The sequence below is a fragment of the Sphingobacterium sp. SG20118 genome (genome assembly GCF_044740685.1).
In the GTDB taxonomy this organism is placed as follows: domain Bacteria; phylum Bacteroidota; class Bacteroidia; order Sphingobacteriales; family Sphingobacteriaceae; genus Sphingobacterium.
Genome location: NZ_CP172826.1, coordinates 3,255,511 through 3,282,404, shown reverse-complemented (window position 1 = coordinate 3,282,404; position 26,894 = coordinate 3,255,511). Strand labels below are relative to the sequence as shown.

At 39.0% G+C, this 26,894-nt stretch carries 23 protein-coding genes; 15 read left to right on the top strand and 8 right to left on the bottom strand.

From position 1 onward, the window contains the following. Window positions 1–15: 15 nt before the first annotated feature. The 3 genes from ACFX5U_RS15220 (at window position 16) to ACFX5U_RS15210 (ending at window position 3,244) form a co-directional block, all read left to right on the top strand. Complete coding sequence (locus ACFX5U_RS15220) at window positions 16–1,674, top strand: ATP-binding protein (RefSeq protein ID WP_400261267.1); 1,659 nt, start codon at window positions 16–18, stop codon at window positions 1,672–1,674. 13 nt (window positions 1,675–1,687) lie between these two features. Then, window positions 1,688–2,353 (top strand): response regulator, encoded by a 666-nt coding sequence (locus ACFX5U_RS15215; RefSeq protein WP_038699718.1) that lies wholly within the window; start codon window positions 1,688–1,690, stop codon window positions 2,351–2,353. 369 nt (window positions 2,354–2,722) lie between these two features. Further along, a complete protein-coding gene (locus ACFX5U_RS15210) occupies window positions 2,723–3,244 on the top strand; it encodes a hypothetical protein (protein ID WP_400261266.1) in 522 nt (173 codons plus the stop codon). Window positions 3,245–3,594: 350 nt separating this feature from the next. On the opposite strand, the gene ACFX5U_RS15205 is transcribed toward ACFX5U_RS15210, so the two are convergent. The 4 genes from ACFX5U_RS15205 to ACFX5U_RS15190 form a co-directional block, all read right to left on the bottom strand. Next, window positions 3,595–5,118: an acyl-CoA dehydrogenase family protein gene (locus tag ACFX5U_RS15205; protein ID WP_400261265.1), complete on the bottom strand. Its 1,524-nt coding sequence runs from the start codon at window positions 5,116–5,118 to the stop codon at window positions 3,595–3,597. Between the two features lie 279 nt (window positions 5,119–5,397). Beyond that, complete coding sequence (locus ACFX5U_RS15200) at window positions 5,398–6,264, bottom strand: AraC family transcriptional regulator (protein WP_038699714.1); 867 nt, start codon at window positions 6,262–6,264, stop codon at window positions 5,398–5,400. Between the two features lie 263 nt (window positions 6,265–6,527). Beyond that, window positions 6,528–7,160: an NAD(P)H-dependent oxidoreductase gene (locus ACFX5U_RS15195; RefSeq protein WP_038699712.1), complete on the bottom strand. Its 633-nt coding sequence runs from the start codon at window positions 7,158–7,160 to the stop codon at window positions 6,528–6,530. Between the two features lie 31 nt (window positions 7,161–7,191). Next, window positions 7,192–7,620: a MarR family winged helix-turn-helix transcriptional regulator gene (locus ACFX5U_RS15190; protein WP_400261264.1), complete on the bottom strand. Its 429-nt coding sequence runs from the start codon at window positions 7,618–7,620 to the stop codon at window positions 7,192–7,194. 162 nt (window positions 7,621–7,782) lie between these two features. Here ACFX5U_RS15190 and ACFX5U_RS15185 point away from each other — a divergent pair, with 162 nt between their 5' ends. After that, entirely contained in the window at window positions 7,783–7,926 is a 144-nt protein-coding gene (locus ACFX5U_RS15185) for a hypothetical protein (protein ID WP_400261263.1), read from the top strand. A 333-nt stretch (window positions 7,927–8,259) separates the two neighbouring features. On the opposite strand, the gene ACFX5U_RS15180 is transcribed toward ACFX5U_RS15185, so the two are convergent. Continuing rightward, window positions 8,260–8,940, bottom strand: coding sequence for a helix-turn-helix domain-containing protein (locus ACFX5U_RS15180; RefSeq protein ID WP_400261262.1), 681 nt, complete (start codon window positions 8,938–8,940; stop codon window positions 8,260–8,262). Between the two features lie 223 nt (window positions 8,941–9,163). Between ACFX5U_RS15180 and ACFX5U_RS15175 the strand changes: the two genes are divergently transcribed. Together ACFX5U_RS15175 and ACFX5U_RS15170 are read left to right on the top strand one after the other, a co-directional pair. Further along, window positions 9,164–10,612: an exonuclease domain-containing protein gene (locus ACFX5U_RS15175; RefSeq protein WP_400261261.1), complete on the top strand. Its 1,449-nt coding sequence runs from the start codon at window positions 9,164–9,166 to the stop codon at window positions 10,610–10,612. A 45-nt stretch (window positions 10,613–10,657) separates the two neighbouring features. Further along, a complete protein-coding gene (locus ACFX5U_RS15170; protein WP_038699706.1) occupies window positions 10,658–11,077 on the top strand; it encodes a DUF3995 domain-containing protein in 420 nt (139 codons plus the stop codon). A gap of 31 nt (window positions 11,078–11,108) precedes the next feature. Here ACFX5U_RS15170 and ACFX5U_RS15165 read toward each other — a convergent pair whose 3' ends face one another. Next, complete coding sequence (locus tag ACFX5U_RS15165) at window positions 11,109–11,591, bottom strand: very short patch repair endonuclease (RefSeq protein WP_400261260.1); 483 nt, start codon at window positions 11,589–11,591, stop codon at window positions 11,109–11,111. Between the two features lie 395 nt (window positions 11,592–11,986). On the opposite strand from ACFX5U_RS15165, the gene ACFX5U_RS15160 reads away from it, so the two are divergent. Next, entirely contained in the window at window positions 11,987–13,237 is a 1,251-nt protein-coding gene (locus tag ACFX5U_RS15160) for a DNA cytosine methyltransferase (RefSeq protein ID WP_038699702.1), read from the top strand. Window positions 13,238–13,286: 49 nt separating this feature from the next. Next, on the top strand, window positions 13,287–14,729 hold the full coding sequence (locus ACFX5U_RS15155; protein ID WP_400261259.1) for a MutH/Sau3AI family endonuclease: 1,443 nt from the start codon (window positions 13,287–13,289) through the stop codon (window positions 14,727–14,729). 121 nt (window positions 14,730–14,850) lie between these two features. Here ACFX5U_RS15155 and ACFX5U_RS15150 read toward each other — a convergent pair whose 3' ends face one another. After that, entirely contained in the window at window positions 14,851–16,656 is a 1,806-nt protein-coding gene (locus ACFX5U_RS15150) for a mechanosensitive ion channel family protein (RefSeq protein ID WP_400261258.1), read from the bottom strand. Between the two features lie 768 nt (window positions 16,657–17,424). On the opposite strand from ACFX5U_RS15150, the gene ACFX5U_RS15145 reads away from it, so the two are divergent. The 7 genes from ACFX5U_RS15145 (at window position 17,425) to ACFX5U_RS15115 (ending at window position 26,287) form a co-directional block, all read left to right on the top strand. Further along, on the top strand, window positions 17,425–20,580 hold the full coding sequence (locus tag ACFX5U_RS15145) for a SusC/RagA family TonB-linked outer membrane protein (RefSeq protein WP_400261257.1): 3,156 nt from the start codon (window positions 17,425–17,427) through the stop codon (window positions 20,578–20,580). Between the two features lie 10 nt (window positions 20,581–20,590). Then, window positions 20,591–22,492, top strand: coding sequence for a RagB/SusD family nutrient uptake outer membrane protein (locus tag ACFX5U_RS15140; RefSeq protein ID WP_400261256.1), 1,902 nt, complete (start codon window positions 20,591–20,593; stop codon window positions 22,490–22,492). Window positions 22,493–22,529: 37 nt separating this feature from the next. After that, window positions 22,530–22,808: a family 16 glycoside hydrolase gene (locus ACFX5U_RS15135; RefSeq protein WP_400261255.1), complete on the top strand. Its 279-nt coding sequence runs from the start codon at window positions 22,530–22,532 to the stop codon at window positions 22,806–22,808. Continuing rightward, window positions 22,771–23,922: a DUF1080 domain-containing protein gene (locus ACFX5U_RS15130; protein WP_400261254.1), complete on the top strand. Its 1,152-nt coding sequence runs from the start codon at window positions 22,771–22,773 to the stop codon at window positions 23,920–23,922. The genes ACFX5U_RS15135 and ACFX5U_RS15130 overlap by 38 nt, the downstream gene beginning before the upstream one ends. Window positions 23,923–23,933: 11 nt before the next feature. Next, entirely contained in the window at window positions 23,934–25,067 is a 1,134-nt protein-coding gene (locus tag ACFX5U_RS15125; RefSeq protein WP_400261253.1) for a Gfo/Idh/MocA family protein, read from the top strand. A 10-nt stretch (window positions 25,068–25,077) separates the two neighbouring features. Beyond that, complete coding sequence (locus tag ACFX5U_RS15120; protein WP_400261252.1) at window positions 25,078–25,350, top strand: hypothetical protein; 273 nt, start codon at window positions 25,078–25,080, stop codon at window positions 25,348–25,350. A gap of 178 nt (window positions 25,351–25,528) precedes the next feature. Next, window positions 25,529–26,287 (top strand): DUF72 domain-containing protein, encoded by a 759-nt coding sequence (locus ACFX5U_RS15115; RefSeq protein ID WP_400261251.1) that lies wholly within the window; start codon window positions 25,529–25,531, stop codon window positions 26,285–26,287. 27 nt (window positions 26,288–26,314) lie between these two features. On the opposite strand, the gene ACFX5U_RS15110 is transcribed toward ACFX5U_RS15115, so the two are convergent. Then, window positions 26,315–26,785, bottom strand: a complete 471-nt coding sequence (locus ACFX5U_RS15110; RefSeq protein WP_400261250.1) for a hypothetical protein — start codon at window positions 26,783–26,785, stop codon at window positions 26,315–26,317. Between the last annotated feature and the right edge of the window lie 109 nt (window positions 26,786–26,894).

Sequence of the window (26,894 nt, the reverse complement as noted above, 5' to 3'; positions counted from 1 at the left end):
AGCTTATACATATTATTGATCATATTTCTTTCTTGTGAGAAAGAAGCTATTCAAAAGGAAAAACCAATTGACAACCCTTCGTATGATAAGGCATTTGAATATTTGGAAGCAGCAAAATCGGATAGTGCTTTCTTCTACTTTGGAAAAGCAAAGCAGGTTTTTTCAGAAGCGGGTGATAGCCTGTTTGTGGCTAAATGTCTGATCAATATGGCTATTATCCAAATCGATCAGGGAGATTATTTTGGAGCGCAAGAAACGTCATTGGAAGCAGATGCCTACCTGAATAAACAGAATAAGGATTATCATCGTTTTCTGAGTATGAACTTCAATAATCTGGGGAATGCCACTGGTTATCTTCGTGAATATAAACAAGCTATTAAGTTTTATGAGTCGGCCATCAAATATTCGGACAATCCTCAGAATACCTTGGTCTACCGCAATAATCTAGCGATGACCTATGTCACTAATAATGAGCTGGAAAAAGCGCGGGAGATATACGATGATATCATCAATCGCACACATAAAGGCCAAGTTGAGTACGCACGGGTATTGTCCAATCTGGCAAAAGTAAAATGGTTGCAGGATCCAAATTATAACGCCATTAGCGAATTCTTGTTAGCCTTAAAAATACGGGAACAAGAAAATGATATGTGGGGGCAGAATGCTAGCTTATACATGATCTGTGAATATTATACAGAAAAGCAACCTGACTCTGCGCTATTTTATGCGAAAAAGAGATATGCGGTCGCTAGGGCAATAGCGAGTCCTGATGATCAGATAAAGGCCCTTCAAAAGCTGATTAACCTAAGCCCTAGTGAAGCTGTAAAACCTTATTTTGAAACCTATAATGATCTTAAGGATAGTGTGCAATTAGCCCGTAGTGCAGCTAAAAATCAATTTGCGTTGATCCGTTATGAGGTGGAGAAAAATAAGGCGGATAACCTGAGTTTACAAAAAGATAATGCGGAGAAGGCTTTCCGGATTACTCGTCAACGTATGTGGACTGGAGCAGTGTCGGTCTTGTTTATCTTAGCCATTGTAGGTGGTGCGGTCTGGTTCAAAAGAAGAAAGCAACGTCTTGAATTGGAAGCGGATGGTAAGATCAAAGCGAGTCAGCTGCGGACATCCCGTAAAATACATGATGTAGTGGCCAATGGTCTTTACCGCGTGATGACCGAAATCGAAAATAGGGATGATATTGATCGCGATGGAATTCTGGATCGTCTGGAAATCATGTACGAGAAGTCGCGTGATATTTCTTATGAAGTGGAAGAAACTACCCAAACACAACTGGATTATCATAAACAGGTGACCGATTTGCTGAAGTCTTTTGTTACAGAAAACAGGAAAGTGATCATTGCAGGTAATGATCCGGAATATTGGAAAACGGTAAATTCGCATACGAAATACGAAATCCATCATGTATTGCAAGAGCTGATGGTCAATATGCGAAAGCATAGCCAGGCGAGTGATGTGGTCATTCGCTTTGATTGGGCACCCTCACATCTAAACATTTACTACAGCGACAATGGGGTGGGCCTGTCAGAATCACTGGTCCGCGGTAACGGCCTAACTAGTACGGGAAACCGTATTGCTGGTTTAGATGGCAAGATTACCTTTGTAAGTAAGGAGGGGAAAGGACTTAAAGTCGAAGTTTCGATTCCGATTCTTTAAAAGATCATACTATATGTTTAAAAAAGTACTCATCGCCGAAGATCATGAAATTGCAAATATTTCAGTTCAAAAGACACTCCACGAACTCGGTATCCAAAATGCGAAATACGTCTACTATTGTGATGATGCATTGACCTGGATTAAAAATGCGCAAAGAGATGGTGAACGCTACGATTTGTTGATCACGGACCTCACTTTTGAAGTGGACCATAATCCGCAACGTATAGCGGGTGGTATCGAACTGATAAAAGAAGTCAAAGCGATCCAGCCAAATTTGAAGGTAATCGTACTGTCGGCAGAAAGTCGTAGTGCTGTCATCGATGAATTATTTAAAACGCGTGCTATTGATGGTTATGTGCGGAAGGCTAGACGTGATGCCCAATATCTGAAAGAGGCACTACAAGCGGCATGTCAAGATAAAACCTATCAATCTCCAGAAATCAAGCAATCTATCCGAGAAAAAAACTCACATGAATTCAGTAACCTTGATATTCATATTATCGCGTTATTGTCGCAGGGAATCCGTCAAAAGGATATTCCATTCTATTTGCTGCAAAAAGAAATTAGACCATCGGGATTAAGCAGTGTGGAAAAACGACTTAACCTGATGAAAGAGGTTTTGGAGTTTTCGAAAAATGAGCAATTGATTGCGTACTCAAAGGATATCGGGATCATCTAGTCGTAACGCTATTCGTTTTTCTCTCCAATAGGATATTTTCATTTTTAGATGGATATATCTTGGGAAGATTAGTGGAATGAAAAATATTAAACACTTGGAATTCAGTTTTTTATTATTTAACTTTCATGTACAGAAAATGTTGTTGCTAGTTCTATAGGGACAATAAAAGGTTAGTACAAATACCCTCCATCCTCTATTCCCCTGAATAGAGGATATTTTTTTATTGGTTGTTTCCTTTGGGCTTGGGTAAGTGTTGCGTTAGAATAAGTTGACATGAGTATGCTCGTTATTTGTTACCCTTAATTTTTCTATCAGACTTTAATCCCTATGTTTGTGCAAATTTTAAGGAATAGAGATATGAGGATACCAATGATCTTATTAGCGGCATTAATGTTGAGTTGTCAATTTCTTGCGGCTCAAACAGCAAGTGAACCTGTTAACAAGACCACACAAGAGCTTACAGAGCCCGCTTTAAAAACGACGAAGGCAATGTCGAAGGAGATGGCAAAAGCTGAAGCAAAAGCAGCTAAGGCTGAAGCAGAGGCGGCTAAGGCTGCTGCAAAAGCAGCTAAGGAAGAAGCGAGAGTAGCGAAAGCGGCAGCAAAGGAAGCAGCGCGTGTTGAAAAAGAGCGCATAGCAGCTTTGAAGTTGCAAAATGCAATCATGAAGGCAGAAAAACCAATTACAAAGCATATCGCACAATTGGAAAAAGAACGCAAAGCACTTCAAAAAATGAATGTTAATCTGGAAAAAAAGATAAGCAAAAACGCGCTTGATGAAATCCAAGTTGAAAAGGAAAAAGCAAAAATTGCGAAGGCGGAAGCTAAAATTAAAAAATTGGAAGCGCAATTGTTTGAAGAAGAGAAAAAATTGAACAAGCTAGTGAACTAAACCGCACAAGTTTAATAAAACAATAAGGGGTTCTTTTTCTCAAAAGAACCCCTTATTGTTTATAGTGCATGCTGCCCTATCTTGCTGGCAATGCCCATTACTTCAGTTGTGATCATTAAAAACGAAAATGGTTAGGATTACGCGCTTTGTAACCTAACCATTTTCTTGATAAACCACTAGGGTTTTGTTAATGTGCTTTCAACCTGAGCCATTTCTTATGATAAAATGGCTTTGCTTAAAAACGGTGTAAATATCCCCATCTACCTACTAATGTGAATACAACAAAGCTATCATTCATTTTTTCGATAATAATACGGGAAACCGTAAAAACACTTATTTTTTTAAAAAAATTAAAAAGATGTAAAATTCATCCAATCTGTATTGTCTGAATAATCCATCAACGGATCTGCATGATTGGTACTGTTCAACTGTCCGATAAACATAGCAATATCCATTTTGATGTGTTGACGCGTGATCTCTGTCATTTCGTCGTTAAAGCCTGCATTATTGATCAATAGCACATACTGAAAACACACGACACGAGCAATGATTCGGCCCAACGTCATCATATCCCGTTGTTTTGGTTGATCTGGGAAATTGAAATTCAAGAGTTCGGAAAAGAACGGTGCAGCAAGTTCAGTCGCTTTATATTGCTTTAAGTAGGCAAGGAAGTTACTCTCTTTGCTTTTTCTCATTAGCTTGGCAATTGCTTCTGCAATCTGTGTGTAGAGCATTTCATTTGATCCTTCAAAAATTTGGAAGGGTCTGCTATCTACTACGCCACGTCCTGCGACATGATCGAGTCGGTAACCGTTTGCGCCAGATAACTGTAGACATATCTGCGATGCTTCTTGCATAAGGTCTGTCACAAAAGCTTTCACACTGTTGGCATCAACTCCATGTCCGGAAAGATCGTTGCCGATTCCGCTCATGGAAGAACTGTAAGAACACATAGCCGAACATATTGTAAATGCAGCCTGTAGACGAGAAAGTTGAAATTTCACCGAATCCATTTCATTCAAGCGGATACCAGTAACTCGTCTGTCATGACAGTGTTGCATTGCTTCGTCTAGCATGCGTTTGATGAAGCCCATACCCATACCTGGGAATTGGAGTCTACTGCGGTGCAGTGTATCTAACATCAGTTTGATACCTGTGCTTTCTGGGTTTAATCTATTTTCTGTTGGGACCTGTATGTCAATGTTGTTGATTCCGTAAGGAATAGCATAAAGACCAAGGCTATTATAGCGTCTTTCAACTTCGATTTTTTGTGCAGCAACGGCATCTTCTGTAAGGAAGAAATCGATGTCTCGCGTCAACTCACCATTTTCATTTCTTTTACGTGCGGTCACCAACCAATAGTCGGCAGCTCCTGTAAGTCCTTGCCAATGTTTTTGACCTTGTATATGGTACTTGTCGCCTTGTTGCTCGTAAGAGGTACGCATGTTGAGCGCATCGCTACCATAAGCAGGTTCGGTGATCATAAGACCCCCCATTGCTTGATGCTCTAAAAATCGTTTAAAGACCTTGTCTTGAACAGAGGCATTGCCATATTTGGTTAAAGGCTCTAAGAATAAGGCGATATTGATACCGAAAATAAGCGATAACGAAAGTGATTCATAAGAAGCTGCTGCAAGAACACCTAGGCACTCTTTAACATGAACTCCGCGACCACCGTGACTCTCTGGAATAGCAACTGATAAGGGTGTCATGTCCATAATTTTACTTAGAAAATCAGGAGGTAAATCTCTTGATAAGCTCAGGTTATTATAGTCATATTCGGAATTGAATAAGTTGGATAATCTTTCCTTAAAAGCGGAAATGAAAACGTTGAAATCTTGGGTCATGGTTGATTCTTCTAAAAGGTTAAGCATCTTAAAATGTAGGATTAAATGATGAACAATTACGAAGGGGCTTATGCAGATACCATTCTTGCTCACCGTATCTTAAATTTTCAGAAGAAAAGTAAGAACTTAGGTAAGATAACGAAAATCTTGGAACCAAAGAATATATATTTTTTGGTTTAGCATGAATCTTTATAGAAACTGACTGCATATACACGATCTATTTTTACAAAAATAACCCTTAATATGCAATCTCTTTGTTTGATTCAGTATAAAGACTAGGACAAATCGTGCATGAGTGCCAATTTTCTATTTCGATTTGTTGCGATAGGATGTCGGTGAAACGCCTACGATTTTCTTAAAAATACGCGAAAAATAGGAAGGGTCAGAGAAATCTAGCTCATAGCAGATATCCGCAATACTTTTTGTTGATTCGAATAAAAGCAATTGGCTGTGCATGACGAGAACTTCCAAAATAAGCTCTTTGGACGATTTTTTGAATACGGACGACACGCATCTATTCAGGTAGTTGGGCGATACCGCAAGCTTGTCGGCATAAAAGCTGATTTCTTTTTGTTTTAAGAAGTTTTTATGCACAAGCTGCTTAAACAGCATGGCTATTTCCTGACTTCTATTGAGCATTTTGTTGGATGCCGAAAGTTTGATGATTTTTAATAATGCCGATTTAAGCAGGCTCTCGAACAATTCTTTATAGGGCTGGTCGGTATGTAGTTCCTTATACAGCAATCGAAAAAGTTGATGGAGATCTCTGTCTTCTTCGGAGGTGAGGTTGTGAAGTGGAGAAATGGTAAAGATATTCAAAAGCTCTTGCTCTCTAAAGATAGAGGTCATGGCAGCATCATTGACCAATATGCAATGTCCTTTGGCTGATTTGTCGACCGATTTGATAACTGAAATATTGCCATAATTGCTCACGAGAATGGCGGGTGCCTGTACGACATATTCTTTGGGACCTATTTGGTGCTTGAAGTGCCCCTCGGTAATGTGGACAATGAGATTATAACCTAGAAAAATGGGAGGTGTCGGGAATTTGATATAGGGTGCAATTTCACTAAGTCGGAAGATTTTGACTGGCGATTGCATATATTTCAGATGATCCAGGCTTCCGAACATAAAACGTTCTACAAATTCATTGGCATTTACTTGTTTTTCCATCCTTGATTGCAATTATCGATCTTCTCTATTTTAAACCTTTAAAGCTACTGTATGTTTTGCAAGCCTCCCAATCCCAGAAAAGGAAATGACAACAATTTTACATGGCATGCGGCAGGTAGGTATTCGCTTTAGTAAAGCTGCGTCGCTTATGGAAATAGCGTGTGGGAATTTTAGATAGCAAAAAGGGCCTGGTTGTTGACCAGACCCTTTGTTTATATAGGACCTATTTCACTGCAATAGGTGGTATTTGTTGCTTGAATCGACTATTTATAGATAGCGAAATCTTCCATCGGATTTCTTACTTTCTTCATTGGTGCTAACCAGTCTTTTTCAGCGTCACGGTACCCAACATACATGAGGGTAACACTTTTTAATCCCAAACTTGCCAAGTCGAGTACTTCGTCTACCACTTCATTGTTAAAACCTTCGGCTGGTGTTGTATCGATACGTAATTCAGCTGCTTGCGCTAAAGAAAGTCCCAAGCCAATGTACGTTTGCTTAGCGGTATGGATGAAATGCTCTTGCTCGCTTTGCGATGCATACAGCTTTTTAATCATATCGGTGTAGCTGTTGAAACGACCTTCAGGAAGGTTACGCTCGTCGGTTGTACGATTGTAAATGCTGTCAATACGCTCGTCGGTATACTTGTCCCAAGCTGCAAAAACCAATACATGCGAACAGTCGCGCATACATTCCGGGTTAAGTGCTCCTGGAATTAGTTTTTCACGTACTTCCTGACTTTCGACAACGATGATTCTAAAGGGCTGTAAGCCCGATGAGGTAGGAGCTAAGCGTGCTGCTTCAACGATTTTGTCTATGTCTTCTTTACTTACTTTTTTAGTTGGATCGTATGCTTTTGTAGCATGACGCCACTGTAAATTTTCTATTAATGTCATTTTTGTATATGTTTTAAATCAATCAAGTTTTCTATTTGCTCGTTACTTTTAAAATTTTATAAGCGATCTGTCGCATGGTTTCTATTTCTTCTATGCTGATCTCTAGCTCTGCGACCAATTTCTCAGGAATGCACTTCGCCTTTTTTTTCAAATCTCTGCCTGCTGTGGTTAACGTGATATCGACAACGCGTTCGTCGGCGGTACTACGTTGACGGTCTACCAATTGCTTTTGCTCCAAACGTTTCAGTAGGGGCGTCAAAGTACCGCTATCCAATAATAATTTGTGTCCGATCTGATTGACGGTTTGTTTGTCGCTTTCCCAAAGTACCATCAAGACCAGATATTGTGGATACGTAATGCCGATCTCATCTAGATGAGGACGGTAACGCTGTATGATCTCCCGACTCAATGCATAGAGCGGAAAGCAAAGCTGATTATCCAATTTTAAGTGATCGTTCATGTTAACTTGTGTGTGCTGCAAATATACAAATTTCTCACAACTATATTGTGCACAATATAAAAAACGATTTATTTAAGGTGTTTATTGACAGTGATATGGCATTGAGGGGACTTTAGCACGGTTTTTTATTTGAGGAGGGCTTAGGTAGTAAATGCTGAAATAGTGAAGTGGTATAACGATCCTACTCGTCGTGATTTTGAACGGATTGGACTATTGGTCGATAGTGGGGCGACCGGATGGATTTTGAAGGGTTTATTCAAAATTTTGGTCTATAATTCGTTATTTAATTCTTTTCCTTTGGTTTAGCTGGATCTTATTGTCCATCCATTTTATGCCTGGCTTAGTAGCAAACCCTGTGCTATATGTACGCTTTCGTAAAGTTACGGACGAATAGGAGCCTGTTCTTACGGGAAACCGGAAAAAGCTTAATTTAAAGTTATTTTACTGCTAAACCTATGGTTATTTCGATCGAATGGTTGTGTGGATATTGTTTAGTGGATGGAAAAGAATCTTTAATGCCCTTTTGATAATAGTCCTTTAATATCATCCAAACTTTGCAGTACGGTTTCCATGACTGTTTGTGCTTCGGGAAGGGTTGCTGTATGGTAACTATAGAATTCCCAAATTTCTATTATTTCCTCAAAAGGTACTGTATAGGTATCGTAGAAGGGGTTCAATGATCGGCATTGAAGTAGCCCATTGTCCAGTATACGGATGGATTTGAAAACAATGTCTTGACCTCTCATGACCACGATAGCCAGTGTCTCGGGTTTGATGGTTTCTCCAGTCTGCCATAAATTTTCCTGTAATATCCATTTTTTGAGGAAAAGGGAGCATGGAGTCGCCCATTATTGGAAAGGTGCGATAAGTATTGTTTTTAGGAAGATTGGGAATATGGTATTTGGGCAAGTCGGCAATATAAATAGGGTCACAGTAGCCTCCAGAGATATAACCGGCCTTTCCCATGATAGGTACATAATCTACATTTTCATTATTCGTCTTATCGACACTGATGGCCAAAACACGAAGATTGCCACCTTTGATATAAATGTCATTACCTGCTTGTAGATCTCGGATTTTGAGTTCGCCCAATTTACTGATATCAACGGTTAGTAAAGTATCCAAACTGATTTTGAAATAAGTAGATACGGATAATAGGAAAGTTGGATCCATAGCCTTCGTTTTACCGATTTCAATAAGGGCAAGCTTCGTTCGCGTTACATTGATAGCATCGCCAAGCATGGTCTGACTCACTTTTTTGCGCTCACGGAGGAACTTCAGGTTACGGGCGAAAAATATTTTTGGTTCTTTGTCGTTCATTTGTTATAATTAGAAACACAAGATTGTTTCTATTGGAAACAAAAGTAATGGAAAATATCGAGAATAACAGGTGCATCATTTGAACTTGTTTATTTTTCTAGGGTATGGCTGCTGATAGATTTCTGGCCTTATTTAATCGCTCGTGTCTCAGTGGTTTTTATCTGTCTAGCTATTCTTGCGAATCGTGAATGCAGGTTTTAATTGTATAACAATCATTATTAAATTGAATAAGTTGAAAAATATGGAGTATGCCATCGTAGATATTGAAACCACTGGAGGCCATGCTCGAGGTAGCCGCATGACAGAAATTGCGATTGTCATCCATGATGGTGGTAAGGTTATAGAGCGATGGGAGTCACTTATCAATCCTGAACAGTATATTCCTTTAGCTATTTTTGGATTGACGGGAATTAATAATGAATTGGTAGCAGATGCGCCTGTTTTCGCAAGTATTGCAGAACAGGTATTCAATCTGCTTGAAGGACGTGTTTTTGTTGCGCATAACGTCAATTTTGACTATTCCTTCATTCGTCATCAGCTGGAAGAGGTGGGGTATAAATGGACCGCTAGGAAACTGTGTACCGTGAGATTGAGCAGGAAAATAAAACCAGGTTTACGGTCTTATAGCTTAGGTAATTTGTGCGATAACCTAGCGATTCCGATTGCCAATCGCCATCGTGCTGGAGGAGATGCCGATGCAACTGCTGTCTTGTTCAGTTACTTGCTCCAATGGGATAATGAAGGAGTGATGGAGCAAATGCTTAAGAAAACCTCCGCCGATCAACGTTTTCCTGCTAATCTATCTCCTGAAGATTTTGAAGCATTACCGGATACCCCTGGAGTCTATTATTTTTTGAACCAACACGGAAAAGTAATCTATGTGGGTAAGGCAATTAATCTCAAAAAGCGAGTAGCATCTCATTTTACGGGCCATAATATCAATAAGCAACGGCAACATTTCTTAAAAGAGATCTATCATATCACTTTTGAGGTTTGCGCCAATGAGCTGATGGCTTTGCTGTTGGAGTGCGCTGAAATAAAAAGATTGTGGCCAGCTTACAATCGTGCTTTAAAACGTTTTGAGCCAAAATTTGGTTTGTTCAAGTATGAAGCCGTAAATGGTTACCAGTATTTGGCCGTTGGCAAACTGAAGAAACATAGCCAATGTATACAAGTATTCAACCTGGAAAGTGAAGGTATCCATGTTTTACGTCAATTAATGACTACATTTGGCCTGGATCATCGGTTATGCACCTTTGGATTATCGTCTGTTCCTTATGTAAGTAGGAACAATAATGAGTATGGTGATCTTCCAGAAATAGGTGCACATAATGCAAAAGTGGATTTGGCTATTGATTATCTAGTAGAGCAACAGCCCACATTCGTGATCACAGGTAAGGGAAGGACAGCAGAGGAAAAAAGTTATATCTGGGTCGAGCAAGGCAATTTCTATGCTATGGGTTATCTGGATCAGTATGCTCAAGTTGATGCAATGGAGGATATTCGCTCCACCTTGACGCGATACTATGGTAATCATTATATGATGCAATTAATCAAAGCATATATCAGCAAGTATCCGCATCAAGTAACTTACTTGAATGATTCTCAGAAAACGATCCTATTACCTGAACAAACGGGAGAATATGAAGATGGTTCTTTACGCTTGTTTTAAGTTTGTCTATTATTGAATTAGAATAAAAGAATAAAAAAAGAATAAATGGAATTCGTATTATCAATCGTAAATATTGTTATTTTTTTGTCTCTCGCTTTATTGCACCTTTACTGGGTTTTTAATGGTCAGGTTGGTATCGCTGCATCTGTTCCGACCAAATTGAGTGGCATGAGAGTATTTACCCCCAGTCGATTGGGAACCTTTATAGTAGCGGTTGGCTTAATTGTGTTTGCGCTCACGAATATGGCTTTTGATGGCATCATAAAAGTGCCTGTGCCTTTCAACTATATCCTATATGTAATGTGGGGTATTTCTGTCATTTTTTTATTGCGGTTTATTGGTGATTTTAAATATTTTGGTATAACCAAGCGTTTCCGGAAATCGATATTCGCTAGGAGAGATACTTATATCTATAATCCCATATGCTTGGTGCTCTCTATTACGCATGCTATCCTGATTAATTAAACGCTGTTAACGATCCGGAAGGGATAATTGGTCATATCCACAGTTTTCGGGCTTCGATGAAAAGCGTAATCTGATTGAGCACAATAGGTAGTTTTTTGGCGATATCTCTTGTCCAAAAGCGGAATACGGTATACCCCTTATCCCTTAATGCACGGTTGACACTTTCATCTTTTTGCATGTTGCGTTCGATTTTTGGAATCCAAAATAAGCGATTGGTTTTGATACGGTTGCGATTATTTTTCCAGTCGAAACCATGCCAGAACTCGCCATCTACAAATATAGCTAGTTTATACTTTTTGATAACGATATCTGGGGTGCCCGGAAGCGATTTGTCATGAAGCCGAAAACGGACATTCCTTGCCCATAGTGCTTTACGTAAAATCAGTTCTGGTTTTGAATTCTTAGCTCTTATTTTTGACATGATGCGACTACGCTTCCGACTGGTATAGAAACCCGATTTTTCTTCAAAACGTGGTACATGGATTTTCTCCGAATCGTCATCATAGGTCTGCATATTCTAAAATTACAGAATAATAGGATAAAGTAAAAACAAGACCTGTAATAAAATTAGGGACAAATAAGGATTGGATAGGTTGATAATTATTTTTACTAAAATAATTAGTTTATCTAGAATTTATTTTTAAGTTTGTATAGATTTTGGTCGGTGCAATTTTCCTGCAAAAGAACAGTAGAATTTGCTGTAGATCATATGGTCGAAAAAAGATTCTGATGACTATTTTCGCGTATACCCGATGGTTATGGAGATAAATGGATCATGCGAATGATGAACAAAAAAACATTAATATATAAGTTAGTGTTCAGGTTATTAAATGTTTAATATAGAATATAACAGGTTGGCGATTTAGTTTTTGAAATATTAAATCGATAACCTTACTTTTGTTACCACATATGGCAAAAAATATAAAGGTAATTGAGCTTTTTGCGGGTGTTGGTGGGTTCCACCTCGGCCTGACACAGGCTTCAAATGCCTACCAAGTTGTTTGGAGCAACCAATGGGAGCCTTCTACAAAAAGTCAACCCGCTTCAGAGGTTTATAGATTGCGTTTTCCGGATACTGCTCATTCCAATAACGATATAGCAGCAGTAATAGAAGATGATTTTCAGTCAATTCCTGACCATGATCTTTTGGTTGGTGGATTTCCGTGCCAAGATTATTCGGTAGCAAGTACCTTAAATCGTTCGGGTGGAATAGCAGGAAAAAAAGGGGTGTTATGGTGGTCGATATATAATATTTTAAATAAAAAAGGGGAGCAGAAGCCCAAATATCTTTTTTTGGAAAATGTGGATCGATTGTTGAAATCACCAGCAAAACAAAGAGGTAGAGACTTTGCGATTATGTTGGCTTCATTATCCGATCTTGGATATGCGGTCGAATGGCGCATTATCAACGCCGCAGAGTATGGTTTTCCACAGAGAAGGAGACGGATTTTTATTGTTGCCTACCATGAAACTTCAGCAATCTACAAGCAGATGCTCCAAGCGGATACTCAAGATTGGTTATTATCTGAAGGTGTCATCGCGGAGGCATTTCCGGCTTCTACCGAACATAGCAATTTTAGGGAATTTGAACTTGAAGGAGATCTTGAGTCGATAACGCAAGAATTCAATAAGAACAAATCTATAGCGGAAAGCCCATTTGAAAATGGGGGCTTGATGATCAATAGAAAAGTCTGTACACTAAAGACTATTCCCGATTACCAAGGCAACTATAGTAAATTGGAAGATATTTTGATACCTGAGGAAGAGGTGCCTAGCAATTATTTCATTAATGAGGATGATTTAGATAAATGGAATTATCTAAAAGGTTCCAAAAGTGAAGAACGAACCAATAAGGCGAGTGGTTTTACATATCATTACTCTGAAGGGTCTATGGTATTTCCAGATGCACTGGACAGACCATCTCGTACTATTATTACGGGTGAAGGCGGTGCGGCAGCTTCTCGATTCAAACATGTTGTCACTTGCAAGAGTGGTAAATTAAGGCGATTAACGCCCATGGAATTGGAACGACTCAATATGTTTCCAGATAACCATACCAAGGAAGCAACTGACGTGAAACGTGCATTTTTTATGGGTAATGCCCTCGTGGTGGGGGTCATCGAAAAGATAGGAAAAGAATTAATCAAAAGGATTTCGTAAGAAATCCTTTTTTTGTTATCTTAAACTAGCTTTAATACCAATACCAGATATGTCAACCGAATTACCCTACGATAGGAAAGATAAATACGCGATACTTAAATATGCGCAATTACTAACAGGCAAATCCCTGCGCATGGTGATACAGGATAAACTTGCCCCGGATGTAGCCATACGGTTGGGGAAAGGAGGTTTTGGCACTATGGTGGAGGATCTGTATTTTGATTATCGTCCCAATTCGGATGCGCAGGCTGATTTTCCAGAGGCAGGTATTGAACTTAAAACAACTCCACTGAAAGTTGTACAAAAAGGGTTGGTGTCTAAGGAAAGGTTGGTGTTTAATATCATCAACTATATGGAAGAGCATCAGCAGGTTTTTCGGACAAGCTCGTTCTGGAAAAAAAATGCGGAATTGCTTTTGCTATTCTATATACACGATAAAGAAAAGGCTTTATTGGATTACCAATTCAAGATTGTGAGGTTATGGCGTTTTCCAGAAACAGACCTTAAAATAATAATCGATGACTGGAATACCATTGTGAAAAAGATTCGCGAAGGTAAGGCGCATGAATTATCTGAAGGGGACACGATGTATCTTGGAGCATGCACCAAAGGGGCAACAAAAGCATCCCTTCGTAGCCAACCATTTTCCGAAGACTTTGCCATGCAACGCGCCTTTTCTTTGAAGTCTAAATACCTCAATTTCATTGTGGAACAGTCTCTAAATGGTGATGAACATGCTATTGATGAACGTGAATATGAGTACTTGCTAAGTGAATCTGTACTTAGTAGGGAGGAGTATGAGCTTTCGGAAAAAGTCGAGCCGCCAGTTGGAGAGCAGATCGTCCGATCGGTAAGTGAATATAAACAGGGGCAGACATTTGAGGATCTAGTGGTCGAACGGTTTGCAGCGTACATAGGTTGGTCCGAAGCGGAGCTTATCGCTCATTTTAAACTCAACATAAAACCGAATGCTAAAAACCGGTATCAAGTAATCTGCAATCGGATAATGGGGGTGACGGGGAAGTATATTGAAGAATTCGAGAAAGGAGAGGTGGCCATGAAAACTGTGATGCTGCAACATAACGGTAACCTGAAAGAGAGCATGTCTTTCCAACAAATAAAATATCAAGAGATAGTCCATGAAGATTGGCTTGAATCTTACTTTTATCAGGCATTGAGCAAGCGATTTTTCTTCGTTGTTTTTCAGCAAGATAATCGTGCTGTACCGAGACTTTTTAAGGTTAAGTTTTGGACCATGCCCCTAGCTGATCTAATGATTGCCGAAGCTTTTTGGGAGGATACTAAATCTAAAATTGCAGCGGATAGTTTCGATAACTTCATTAAAATAGCAGATGATCAGATTTGTCATGTTCGACCTAAAGCTAGAGATTCTCAAGACCTCATGCTGACGGCATCTGGACGGATGGAGAAAAAGAAAGCTTATTGGTTAAACAGTAGTTATATCAAAGAGGTTGTTTTGACAGAAATTTAAAATGAAGGATTGTTTTGTAGCCTATGGTTTCTTGTCATTTTACTAGTCTTTTGCATGATAATATGAGAAGGTAATCTTTACAAAAAAAAAAGACCAGTATACCTGGTCTTTTCTCAATATGTTATTCCGTTTTTCCACCACTAACATGTTTATATTGTGGTACAAAATCCACCTTGCTAAATAAATGTGGGGCGTTCATTTCAATACCTGCTGCTAAGAAATCATTGAGGATCAGTTGATGGATTTCGGATTTAGCCAATTCAATTTCTCCAGATTGGGATATAAATGCATTCAACTCATAGAGCACATAGAAGTCGTCCAATTTTTTTTGTAAAACAAAAGGAGCTGGATTCGTTTTTACCCGTTGTACACGAGCAGGTATGGCCAATAGTAATTCATGTACCCGTTCCCAAGGTTCTTCATAACCTACCGATACTTCGACTTGAAAGCAAATCCCCTGCTCGGAAAATGTCGAGTAATTGATGGTGTTGCCAGAGAGTATCGAAGAATTAGGAATGGTAATTTCTTCATTTTTAATCGTTCGTAATCGGGTAACTAAAGGTGATTTCTCAATGACCACCCCCGTTTTATCTGCAATTGTGATGCGGTCGCCGATGCGGAACGGACGCATATAGGTAATAACGAGGCCTGCAATGATATTGGATATCGCAGACGACGATCCTAAGGAGAACAACACCCCGATAAAGACAGAAATACCTTTGAAGATATCTGAATTTGATCCTGGGAGATAAGGAAATATGAGGACTAATGTAAAAGCATGAAGTAGAAACCGGACGATTGTAAAGGTGGGCATGGCAAATTCACGATGAAAACCACTCATTTCCAACTTTCCCTTATCGATTTCATTGAATATATATTTGATAAACTTTACGGCATAGTGCATAATAAAAAGGATAACAAATATGGTAACCAATTTGGGGATGTATGTCCAAACAGCCAAGATTGCTTTTTTCAAGGGTTTGGTGAATAAACCGATGAGGTTGTTTGCCCAGCTCTGTGTAAATGGAAATACACTAAAAATAATCGGAAGCACGATGAACGCCATTAAAATAATTAGACCCCATCGCAGAATCCCAATGATACTGATGAACATTCGCGTTTTCTGCACCGAGGTGACCAATACATAATTCTTGATTTTGATATCCTTGATCCGTTGGGTGCGTTCGGTCAATATACGCTGTACACTGTAGGCCCTCATTTTATTGATCAACAGGATCAATAAATAAAATACGATGAGGATGAGGACGATCAGTCCGGTTCTGATTAATAATTTGGTGATGCTATTGTTTTCTTTTTCTTGTGTAATGGTATGCTGGATATTCTGTAAATACTGTTTGGCGACCTCTTCTTTATTTTTTCCTTCAAGTAAGGCGTCAAGTTCTGTTATCGAGGTGATGATCAAGTCTTTGTAGACGATATCAGAACTGATCTCATTGTTTTCAATCTTGAACGAGTCTACTTTTACAAAATCATCTTCATAGAGATTTTGGATTCGTGCGACTACATTTTGAGCACGGTCTTTAGCTAAAGATGATCCTAATTTATTGTAAATATAAAATATGGTGTCTTGAAAAGGTGCAACAGCATAACGTTTTGTGTTTTTCTTGATGGAGTCGACCTTGATTTTTAGCTGTTGATTTCGGATATTATTTTCCTCGTCGAAGTTATTGAGTTGCTGTTTTAAGTTCTCTTTCTTTGGACTATTTTGAGTTTTTAGATTTGTGATCTCTGATTGTAGCTTTACGCGTTCCAACGAGTCATTGATCTGTTGTTGACGAATACCGTTCAATAGAGAACTCAGTCCAAGTTCTTTCGTATCGGTAGAGTCCGCTTCTTGAGCTGTAAGACTGCTGAAGCTCGTAATGAACAATATAGCAGTAAGGAAACAAAGGTGAAATCTTTTCATATTTAACTGAATATCTTTGTTCTAAAGCCTTTAAAACAGTTGTAGATGGGGCGATTTAGAATGGCCAAACTTAGATAAATTTGCTTGCTTAAACAACATGGATTATGATGAATAATTTATGGTCGATTTAATTTTTCTATCGTTACTGATTGACGTCATGTTTGTTTCCATTCTAATCTTTTTCGACTGAGCGTGAGCTTTATTGGAAAATTAGTTTTGCTAAAGTTCTGTAATCTGCATTTATGCATAAATGCATTTGTTGATAAAATAGGTTGGTATATTTTTTACTAATAGTTATTTATTAAATGGTTGTAACACTGTCTTGAATTGCTGTTTTGCTAAATTATATAGCCTTGAAAAATTGAAGTTTATTGGAGGTTCCTCATAACTAATGAATAATCTGCATTAAAAATTGACTTTCTGTTATCAATCTAATTTTCCTCCTTTTATTCTTGTATAGTTTGCTTTAATCTATTTTAGAGGTGTTTTACGTCTGTTTTCTTTCGTTTCATAAATAGATTTCCGGGATATTCAACATAAGGTATAATGTTTACATTTTGTTGTTGCATTTCGTGAATTTTAATTCATCAAATACATGTTTTTTACCTGTTTTCAAACGTTTTCGTAAATAAATACCCAAATTTGATGCATTTGTCAGAGATTAATTAATACTATTGTTTAGTGTTAATTAAGTTATAACCAGTTGATGAAGGTAGGTCTTATTTCCCTTCATTATTAAACCTTTTGTTGCATTAAAAAACTTAACCTATGAAAGAAATTCGTTATTTATTTCAATTGTTTTTTTTTCTGTGGAGTATGCTATTCGCATTCCATGGACAGGTATATGGTCAGGGTTCGGAGCGGGATATCGTGGGGTTGGTAAAATCTGCTGACGGTCATTTTTTAGAAAAGGTTAGTGTTAAGGTGAAGGGAACTTCAATCGGAACCGCTACTGACGTCAATGGAAGGTATAGGATCAGGATACCTGTTTCTCCGACAACTATTTCTTTGGTCTTTAGCCATAAAGGATATGAAACTAAAGAGCTTGAAACGCAAGGAAAAGATGATATTAAAGTGATACTGAAAGATTATGTGGAGGATTTGGAAGAGGTCGTCGTGATTGGTTATGGTACAGCTAAACGTAAAGATGTCACGGGTGCAATTGCTTCCGTTCAGGCTGAAAAGCTTGAAAAAGAGGCTCCTCGTTCTATACAGGATCTACTTCGTGGGAATGCCGCAGGTATGGTCATTGGTATGGGGCACTCCGCTAAGGGGGATGCCGATTTACTTGTTAGGGGAAATGGCACTTTAAAAGCTGGAAATAGTCCTTTGAATGTAATCGATGGGGTGATCTTTGATGGTACTTTTGCTGATATCAATCCCAATGATATTCAATCTATCGATATCTTAAAAGATGCCAGTGCTACTGCAGTTTATGGGGCAAAGGCGGCCAATGGGGTGGTCTTGATCACAACAAAAAAGGGGAAGAAGGGTAAACCTACGATTACCTTTAATGGCAATTTTGGCATGGTTGAGAATGCAGGAATGCCTCGTGTAATGACAGCCGATGAGTTTTTGAACTATCGATATGACTATGAGGTTGGGAAAAATACAACCGCTTATTTAGAGCAATATCCAGAAAGGTTTATGGATCCGCGTAAGCTAACTGCGGTGAGTCAATTGGATTGGTTCAATTATAGTCAAAAAGATCCTGTGACAGCTGTTACGGAAGATGAGTTGGTCAGGACTTGGTTGTCACGTTTGGAGTTGAAGACTCCGGAAATTGAGAATTACCTGAATAATAAAATCACAAACTGGCAAGATCTGGTGTACCAAAAAGGTATTCAACAAGATTATTCAGTTGCGGTATCCAACAGCAATGAAACGTCGAATTACTATTTTTCGTTAAACCATGTGGATAGAGAAGGGATCATCGTAGGAGATCGATTCAAGAATTTTCGTACGCGTCTGAATTTGGAAACTAAAATTACACCTTATCTGAAGGTGGGTGCCAATAGCAATTTTGCAGTACGAAACGAAGGGTTTTTAAGTGCAGATTGGAACCAATCGGCCATTATTTCTCCTTATGGGTCTAATAATATGGATGATCCGACAAGTATTTATCAAAGATTGCCAACGGGTGACGTAACTCCTGTCAACCCGTTCTTTGATAATCAATTTAGAGACCGCAAAGATGTGTACAATACCTTGAATTCGAGTTTGTATGCAGTCGTCAGCTTGCCTTTTGGTATTGAATTGCAATCTAATTTCACTCCTTCATTTGTATGGCAAGAATATTACAACCATGATTCTTCTAAAAATCCTGAATGGGCCGCCAAGGGTGGTAGTAGTGAGCGCACTTTCAAGAAAACCTATAATTGGCAATTGGATAATGTGCTGAGATGGAAGAAACGGTTTGATATCCATAACTTCGAGGTTACCCTTTTGCAGAATGCGGAAAAGGGACAAGCTTGGAAAACAAAAGCTACCTCTTCTCAATTTGTTCCAAGTGATGTACTTGGTTGGCATAGATTGCAGGCCGGTACTATACCCATCAATGAAAGCGAGGATACTTACAAAACTGGAGATGCGCTAATGGCCCGTTTATTCTACTCTTTGAAAGATCGGTATATGTTAACTGCTTCGATTAGAAGGGATGGGTTTTCGGCATTTGGTTCTCAGAATCCAAGAGCCACTTTCCCAGCCTTGGCATTTGCTTGGGACTTCTCCTCAGAAGGATTTATGAATAATATGGCATGGCTAGATTATGGTAAACTGAGGTTGTCTTGGGGTAAAAATGGAAATCGCGATATCGGTATGTACGAAGCTTTATCGGATATGACTTCTGGATTGCATCCCTATATTGATGAAAGTGGAAACATCTATCTATCCTCACAATTGTATGTCAATAGAATGGCAAATCTAGGATTGAAGTGGGAGACAAAAGCTTCTTACAATGCTGGGTTAGATTTCTCCATATTTAAAGGTAAGCTGAGTGGAGCAGTGGACTTCTATACGGCTACGACACAGGATCTTTTAGTCAATCGGTCTTTACCTGATATCATTGGTTTTAGTAGTGTTGCTGCAAACTTGGGCGAACTTAACAACAAGGGATTCGATATTACTTTGAACAGCAACTTGTTGAAAAAGGGAGATTTCAATTGGAATGCCTCTGCGATTTTTATGTTAAACCGAAGAAAGATAGTATCGCTTTATGGAGATATGATCGATATTAAGGATAGTCAAGGAAATGTGATTGGACAGAAGGAAGCGGATGATATTGACAATAAGTGGTTTATTGGACAGGACCCCGATAGAATCTGGGCTTATGAACGGAATGGCGTTTGGCAGCTAGGGGAAGAGGAAGAAGCTGAAATATATGGTAATCAACCCGGTGATTTTAAGTATATCGATCAAAATGGCGATCAAGTGATGACGAATGAGGATCGTACATTTCAGGGGTATAGGTCTCCGAGATTTAGATGGTCATTTCGGAATGAATTCAGTTATCGCGACTTGAGCCTTTCTTTCTTTTTGTATTCCAACTGGGGACAATTTAATGACTTTAATCGGGCGGCAAACAATAACAGTTTTGCGGATCGGAGTACTGATTATGCACTACCAAGATGGACGGCAGACAATCCAATTAATGATTATGCACGTATCGGTTCTAAAAATATAGGCACTTATTACGTGGATAAATCATTTATTCGATTGGAAAATATCGTATTGTCCTATAATCTGCCAAAATCAATCTTGAATACGATACAGGTTCAGAATCTGAGGGTTTCGGCATCTATCAGAAACGCAGCATATTGGACTAAAGATTGGAAATTTGGAGATCCTGAATCGAAAACAGTTGATAATTCATATGGAATACCGACACCTAGAACTTATAACCTGAGTCTCAACGTTACTTTATAATTGTTACATCATGAAATTTGAAAAGAAAATTATACCTGCACTAACAATTGGTTTTTTTACAATGCTCACGTACTCCTGCAGTAAGGAATGGCTCAAGCCGCAGCCATTGTCTTTTTATGAACCTGATATTGCACTGTCTGATGCGAAAGGAATGTACTCTGCATTGACCGCTTGTGAACGGAATATGCGCCATGAGTTTTTTGGTGATGCTCCTCCTATATTGACTGAAATGATACAATCGGATATCGCTGTTGAAGGTACTACCGATAAGGCGGGACCTCAAATGGATATGGATATCGCCCTAATGCCTGATGCAGACCTTAATAATAACGATAGAACGAAAGTCGGTTGGTATTGGTATGAAGGATATAAAGGAATCAAATATGCGAATCTCATTATATCGCGGATTGATGTAGCAGTTTTTAAAGATGAGCAAGAAAAGAATGCCGTCCTTGGTGCTGCATATTTTCAAAGAGCTTACCGTTATTTTAAATTAGTTCATCAATTTGGAGATGTGCCTTTTATCGATAAGGAAATCAATGAGCCTAAGTATGATTTTTATAGTAGTAATCGGTGGAGCATCCTAGAAAAGTTGAAAAAGGATTTAGAATTTGCTTATCAATGGGTCCCTGAAAGAGTGGATAGGGGACGTACTTCAAAGGCTGCTTGTGGGGTATTGCTGATGAAAGTAAATATGGCTTTACTGGATTTTGACAGCGCTATTACTGTTGGTAAAGAAATTGTTGCAATGCATCCGTTGATGAAAAATAGATTTACCTCCAATAAGTCAAAACCAAACACTAACTTAATGTTTGATTTGCATAGTGTTGAGGCTAAACTGGATGGCGCCAATTCGGAAGGATTGATGTATGTGGTTTCTTTTCCAGGTGTGGATGGGTCTGATCGTATCAGGACCATGCGCAACGCGGTTCCATTTTGGAATAATGGTGGTATTAAGACTCCTGATGGTAAAACTGGGACCAGTATTGTATTGGCAGAAAATGAACAAGATAATTCGTTAGATCTAAATAAAAATTATGGTCGGGGAATTGGAAGATTACGTCCAACTTGGTATTCTACCAATGAAATCTGGAGAAAGGGTAAGGAAGACAATGATCTAAGGGGCATCATGAATCGCGATAGTTGGAAAACAATGGAAGACCTAAAATATAATGAACCTACGCTAAAAAAAGACGGGAATCAATGGTATGGGAAAAGTTTCGTTAAGCCTGTAGGGATGAGCGTAGAAGACTCCATTCGTCTTTGGTTTTCTTGGCCACATTATAAGATCTTTGTACCAGATCCTTTGCAGACACAATGGGAAGGTGGTGAGACTCCTTGGTACATCTACCGTTCGGCGGAGGTATTTCTATTATTGGCTGAAAGTTATTATTGGAAGAATGACCTTGGACAAGCAGCTATAGCTATGAATGAGGTTAGGGAAAGGGCCGGTGCTTCCAAATTGACTGCTGCAGATATCAATATAGGAGAGATATTGGATGAACGTGCTCGAGAGCTCTATTATGAAGAAAATAGGCATATCGAACTGGTGAGGATTGCTTATACCTATGCGAAAAGTAAAAAATCCTGTGAAATATTTGGAGGACGCACCTATAATCTGGAGGGAATAAGTGGTTCAGGAGGCGTTAATTCCAATATCAAGCAGGAAGGTGTTAATTTTTGGTATGACAGAGTCGTTTCTAAAAGTAATTTTTACAATAAAGGTGTGAAGCATAAGTGGGCTGAATACAAAGTTAGCGTGCATCATATGTTATGGCCTATTCCTGCTAAGGCTATCAATACGAATATCAAAGGGGTAATCAATCAGAATATTGGGTATCCAGGAGCTGAGAAAAATCAAATTCCCTTACTATTGGAAGCTGAGCATAATGAAGTGAAAGCAAAAACGTAAACCATAAAGTTGAATAAAAATATCTAATTATAAGCTAATGAAAAACAATGTAATTTTTAAGTCGATTCTCCTTGTAGCACTATTAAGTAATGGCGTATTGTCGCATGCTCAAGAGGATAGAAGCAAGGAGAAGGGGTGGGTAAACCTGTTTGATGGAAAGACGCTCAATGGTTGGAAGTCTGTTGGAGGTAAGGCTCCTTATTCTATAGAAGGGGAAACAATTGTTGGACGTATGACAAAAGGGACTCCGAATTCATTTTTAATCACAGAAAAAGAATATGGTGATTTTTATTTTAGAGTTGGATGTAAAACTTGAAGGAAACCAAACGAATTCGGGTATCCAGACACGGAGTCACTTGGATCCGAATGCGAATGGTGGTCTTGGTCGTGTATATGGTCGTCAGGTTGAAATAGATCCATCTGAAAGGGCGTGGACGGGTGGTATCTATGATGAAGCTCGTCGCAGTTGGTTATATCCATTGGATCTAAATGAAAATGCAAAAAAAGCGTATAAGCAAGAGGAATTTAATCATATCCGCATCGAAGCTATTGGAGACGAATTGCGTACTTGGGTCAACGATATCCCTGTTTCTTATGTGGTAGATACGATCGATCGGACTGGATTTATCGGTCTTCAGGTGCATAGTATTCCTGAAAAATTGGATGGAAAGAAGGTGTATTTCAAAAATATTAAGATACAAACTTCTAATCTGAAATCGAGAGCTTTTCCGAAGGACGTCTATATTGTGAACCTGAAGCCTAACGAAGTTGTGGCTTCTGAAAAGAAAAGTGGTGTCAAATTGTTATTTGATGGAAAGAGTAGCAACGGTTGGAGGAGCGTTAATGGTGATAAATTCCCGGCGAAAGGTTGGGAAGTGAACAATGGCGAGTTAAAAGTGTTGAAGTCGGATGGCTCAGAATCTACCAATGGGGGCGATATCGTTACGAAGGATAAGTATGCAATTTTTGATTTATCTTTTGAATTTAAACTTAGTTCTGGTGCCAACAGTGGTGTTAAATATTTTGTGACGCTTAAAGAAAAAACAAAGGGATCTGCTATTGGATTGGAATATCAGGTGTTGGATGATAAGCTTCATCCCGATGCGAAAATGGGGAGAGATGGTAACCGTACGTTAGCTTCACTTTATGACTTAATGACTTCCAATCAAGATGGACGTGCACGTAGATCTATTGGGGAATGGAATAGAGGTCGAGTTGTGGTGACTGCCGACAACAAAGTGGAGCACTACTTGAATGGTGTTAAAATGTTGAGCTATGAACGTGGGTCTAAGGAATTCAAGGATTTAGTAGCTAAGAGTAAGTATAAAGATTGGGTAGATTTTGGTGAGGCTAAAGAAGGATATATCTTGTTGCAGGATCATGGAGATCAGGTCTCATTCCGTAGTATAAAAATCAATACAAGTAACTAAATTATAAGAGTATGAATCATTATTTATCGCGCAGGAGTTTTGTAAAAAAATCAGCGTTAGCGGGTGGAGCGGTGTTATTCGCAAATAGTGTGTTGGGAAATATTCAATTGGCCAAGCCAAATGAACGCGTCAATTTGGCTTGTGTAGGTTTGGGAAATAGGGGAGGAGAGATCATTAAAGCCTTATATGCAACAGGGTTATGCAATATCGTTGCGCTTTGTGATGTTGATCTTGGTGCAAAACAGACAGAAGAGATTCTTTCGATGTTTCCTGACGCATCAAGGTTTCAAGATTTTAGGGTGATGTTTGATAAAATGTCCAATCAGATCGATGCTGTAAGTATCGGAACTCCTGATTTTTCTCATTTTGCCATCACCATGTTGGCATTGGATCTTGGTAAACACGTATATGTTGAAAAACCGATGGCCAGAACGTTTCATGAAGTAGAATTGATGACTAACAAGGCTAGGAAAACACCTAAGATAGTAACTCAAATGGGAAATCAAGGGCATTCGGAAGCCAATTATTTTCAATTTAAAGCATGGGAGGATGCTGGAATTATCAAAGATGTGACCCGTATAGATGCACATATGAATATGCCTCGTAGATGGCATGGCTGGAATGTCAATATGAAAGGATTTCCGGCAGCAGAAACAAGTCCACAGACACTAGATTGGGAACTTTGGCAGATGCAGACGATGGGACATGATTATAATAAGGATTTTGTCAATGGACAATGGCGCTGCTGGTATGATTTTGGTATGGGGGCTTTGGGGGATTGGGGAGCGCATATATTGGATACGGCACATGAGTTTCTAAATCTTGGACTACCTACTGAAGTGTCTGCTGTAAACCTGGATGGACATAATTCTTATTTCTTCCCGATGTCATCGACATTGAATTTTCATTTTCCAAAAAGAAAAAGGATGCCTGCTGTTGATATCAATTGGTATGATGGTCTAAACAATCTGCCGCCAATACCAGAGGGCTATGGGGTTTCGGGTTTGGATCCTAATATCCCGGCGCCAAGTACAGGAAAACTAGAACCTGCAAAATTGAATCCAGGGAAAATCATTTACAGTAAAGACCTCATGTTCAAGGGTGGTTTCTCATGGAAGTACATTGCAAATCATCCCCGAATCTAAAGCTAAAGATATGGAGTCTAAGTTGCCAGTAGTACCCGTATCTCCATCCAACCATTTTGCTAATTTTCTAAAAGCCTGCAAGGGTGAAGAAAAAACTAGATCTCCATTTGAAATAGCGGGTCCATTAAGCCAAGTGTTTTGTTTGGGAGTTATCGCGCAACGGTTGAATGCGAAACTTATATTTGATCCGGAGAAGAAAGAAATCGTGAACAATATATTTGCCAATGCTTTATTGGCAGGCCCTCCGCCAACGCGAGGTTGGGAACAGTATTATAGCATGTAGCTCATGAAATAAAATAGCGTATTTAGGTTTGTTTATAAAAAAAGAGAGGTGAAAACCTCTCTTTTTTATGTTAGTATTGCCATTGAGGAGGTAGATCTGATTGATTTTTCGACAAGCGATTCAGTTAATGCTATCTGTTCTTTGTGTAACATATAGCCATGAGAATTGTTGTATAGTTATGGAATCTGTTTATTATGCTGGCACAAGTGGTATTCTTTTGCCATATAAGAACAAGAGTTATTATCCCGAAAAATTACAGGATAAAAGTAGGTTAGCGGTTTGTAGCCTCTTGTTCAATTCGGTAGAGATCAATAGTTCTTTTTATCATATACCGCGTGCAGTAACCATGCTACGGTGGTCGCACGAAGTGACCGATGGTTTTCTTTTCACCTTTAAATTGTGGAAAGGGATTACTCATGCCAAGGGGTTGGCCTTTGAAGCGGCGGATGTCGCGCGGTTTATGGAAGCTATCGCTGCTGTTGGAGAAAAGAAAGGATGCTTATTGATTCAATTGCCCCCATCGGCACATTTTGATGCGTTATTGCCTTTGAATCGGCTGCTGGAGACGATCGTCGGTCTGCCGCAGAGCAAAGGCTGGAGAATCTGTGTGGAGTTTCGGCATCCATCATGGTATCGAGCAGAAACCATGCAACTGCTGGATGATTACCGTGTTGCCATGGTATTGCATGATAAGAATAATAAGGGAATCAACCTCCAGCATACCGGTGCAAATTTTATTTATCTCCGTTTTCACGGTCCTGGGGGTGATTACCGAGGGAGTTATGACGATGCTTTTCTACAAGAATATAGCGCATATATAAAGGAATGGCTCTCTGATGGTAAAGATGTTTTTGTTTATTTTAACAATACCATGGGGGCAGCTATTGCTAACCTAAATACCTTGTCGGCCTATGTGATAGAAGGTGGTGTACGCTAGCTGATTTGACAGGTGTTCGTGAAGATGTTACAGCCGATAACGGATACCTAATGTCATGTAACTGGGGTCGATGCCTTCTGCTTCAAAATAAAATTTAGCTTTGTAACCTACGTAAGGGGAAAACCGTTTGATATCAAACTGGAAACCGACTTGTCCATTAAAGATAAGGTCGTCGATATCTGTGTTTCTAATCTTTTCATAACCTAATCCACCTCCTATAAAAATACTTGGAAGGTTTTTTAAAGGAAATAGAGTATAAAGATAATCTACTCCCACATAACCGATCTGTTCTGTAGCCAAACCTATTTGTGCTTGTATGGCTTGGCGTTTCGTTAAATCATATTTTCCTTGCAGGCCATAGTATGTGGTGTAGCTAGGTGATTCGAATTGTATCTCTGAGTGCAAACCTATTGAAAAATCGTTTTCTTGCGCCAAGGCTTGATTGATAAATAGAAAAGTGAATAAAATAAATAATAATTTGGGATAAATTTTCTTCATAAAGTATCGCTGGTATATATAATTTCGCTCAAGATACTATAATTGCAGTAATAAATCGAATATCGTTACACAATAAATAAGTCGCGTAGGATACGACTCCCTGAAGATG

Excerpts from the sequence above, each read along its gene's own strand:
- ACFX5U_RS15120 (WP_400261252.1), top strand. The coding sequence starts at position 25,078 with ATGGAGTCTAAGTTGCCAGTAGTACCCGTATCTCCATCCAACCATTTT.
- ACFX5U_RS15195 (WP_038699712.1), bottom strand. The coding sequence starts at position 7,160 with ATGACATTAATAGAAAATTTACAGTGGCGTCATGCTACAAAAGCATAC.
- ACFX5U_RS15150 (WP_400261258.1), bottom strand. The coding sequence starts at position 16,656 with ATGAAAAGATTTCACCTTTGTTTCCTTACTGCTATATTGTTCATTACG.
- ACFX5U_RS15200 (WP_038699714.1), bottom strand. The coding sequence starts at position 6,264 with ATGGAAAAACAAGTAAATGCCAATGAATTTGTAGAACGTTTTATGTTC.
- ACFX5U_RS15145 (WP_400261257.1), top strand. The coding sequence starts at position 17,425 with ATGAAAGAAATTCGTTATTTATTTCAATTGTTTTTTTTTCTGTGGAGT.
- ACFX5U_RS15205 (WP_400261265.1), bottom strand. The coding sequence starts at position 5,118 with ATGCTTAACCTTTTAGAAGAATCAACCATGACCCAAGATTTCAACGTT.
- ACFX5U_RS15110 (WP_400261250.1), bottom strand. The coding sequence starts at position 26,785 with ATGAAGAAAATTTATCCCAAATTATTATTTATTTTATTCACTTTTCTA.
- ACFX5U_RS15135 (WP_400261255.1), top strand. The coding sequence starts at position 22,530 with ATGAAAAACAATGTAATTTTTAAGTCGATTCTCCTTGTAGCACTATTA.
- ACFX5U_RS15160 (WP_038699702.1), top strand. The coding sequence starts at position 11,987 with ATGGCAAAAAATATAAAGGTAATTGAGCTTTTTGCGGGTGTTGGTGGG.
- ACFX5U_RS15155 (WP_400261259.1), top strand. The coding sequence starts at position 13,287 with ATGTCAACCGAATTACCCTACGATAGGAAAGATAAATACGCGATACTT.
- ACFX5U_RS15190 (WP_400261264.1), bottom strand. The coding sequence starts at position 7,620 with ATGAACGATCACTTAAAATTGGATAATCAGCTTTGCTTTCCGCTCTAT.
- ACFX5U_RS15210 (WP_400261266.1), top strand. The coding sequence starts at position 2,723 with ATGATCTTATTAGCGGCATTAATGTTGAGTTGTCAATTTCTTGCGGCT.
- ACFX5U_RS15115 (WP_400261251.1), top strand. The coding sequence starts at position 25,529 with ATGGAATCTGTTTATTATGCTGGCACAAGTGGTATTCTTTTGCCATAT.
- ACFX5U_RS15140 (WP_400261256.1), top strand. The coding sequence starts at position 20,591 with ATGAAATTTGAAAAGAAAATTATACCTGCACTAACAATTGGTTTTTTT.
- ACFX5U_RS15125 (WP_400261253.1), top strand. The coding sequence starts at position 23,934 with ATGAATCATTATTTATCGCGCAGGAGTTTTGTAAAAAAATCAGCGTTA.
- ACFX5U_RS15180 (WP_400261262.1), bottom strand. The coding sequence starts at position 8,940 with ATGAACGACAAAGAACCAAAAATATTTTTCGCCCGTAACCTGAAGTTC.
- ACFX5U_RS15165 (WP_400261260.1), bottom strand. The coding sequence starts at position 11,591 with ATGCAGACCTATGATGACGATTCGGAGAAAATCCATGTACCACGTTTT.
- ACFX5U_RS15215 (WP_038699718.1), top strand. The coding sequence starts at position 1,688 with ATGTTTAAAAAAGTACTCATCGCCGAAGATCATGAAATTGCAAATATT.
- ACFX5U_RS15130 (WP_400261254.1), top strand. The coding sequence starts at position 22,771 with ATGGTGATTTTTATTTTAGAGTTGGATGTAAAACTTGAAGGAAACCAA.
- ACFX5U_RS15170 (WP_038699706.1), top strand. The coding sequence starts at position 10,658 with ATGGAATTCGTATTATCAATCGTAAATATTGTTATTTTTTTGTCTCTC.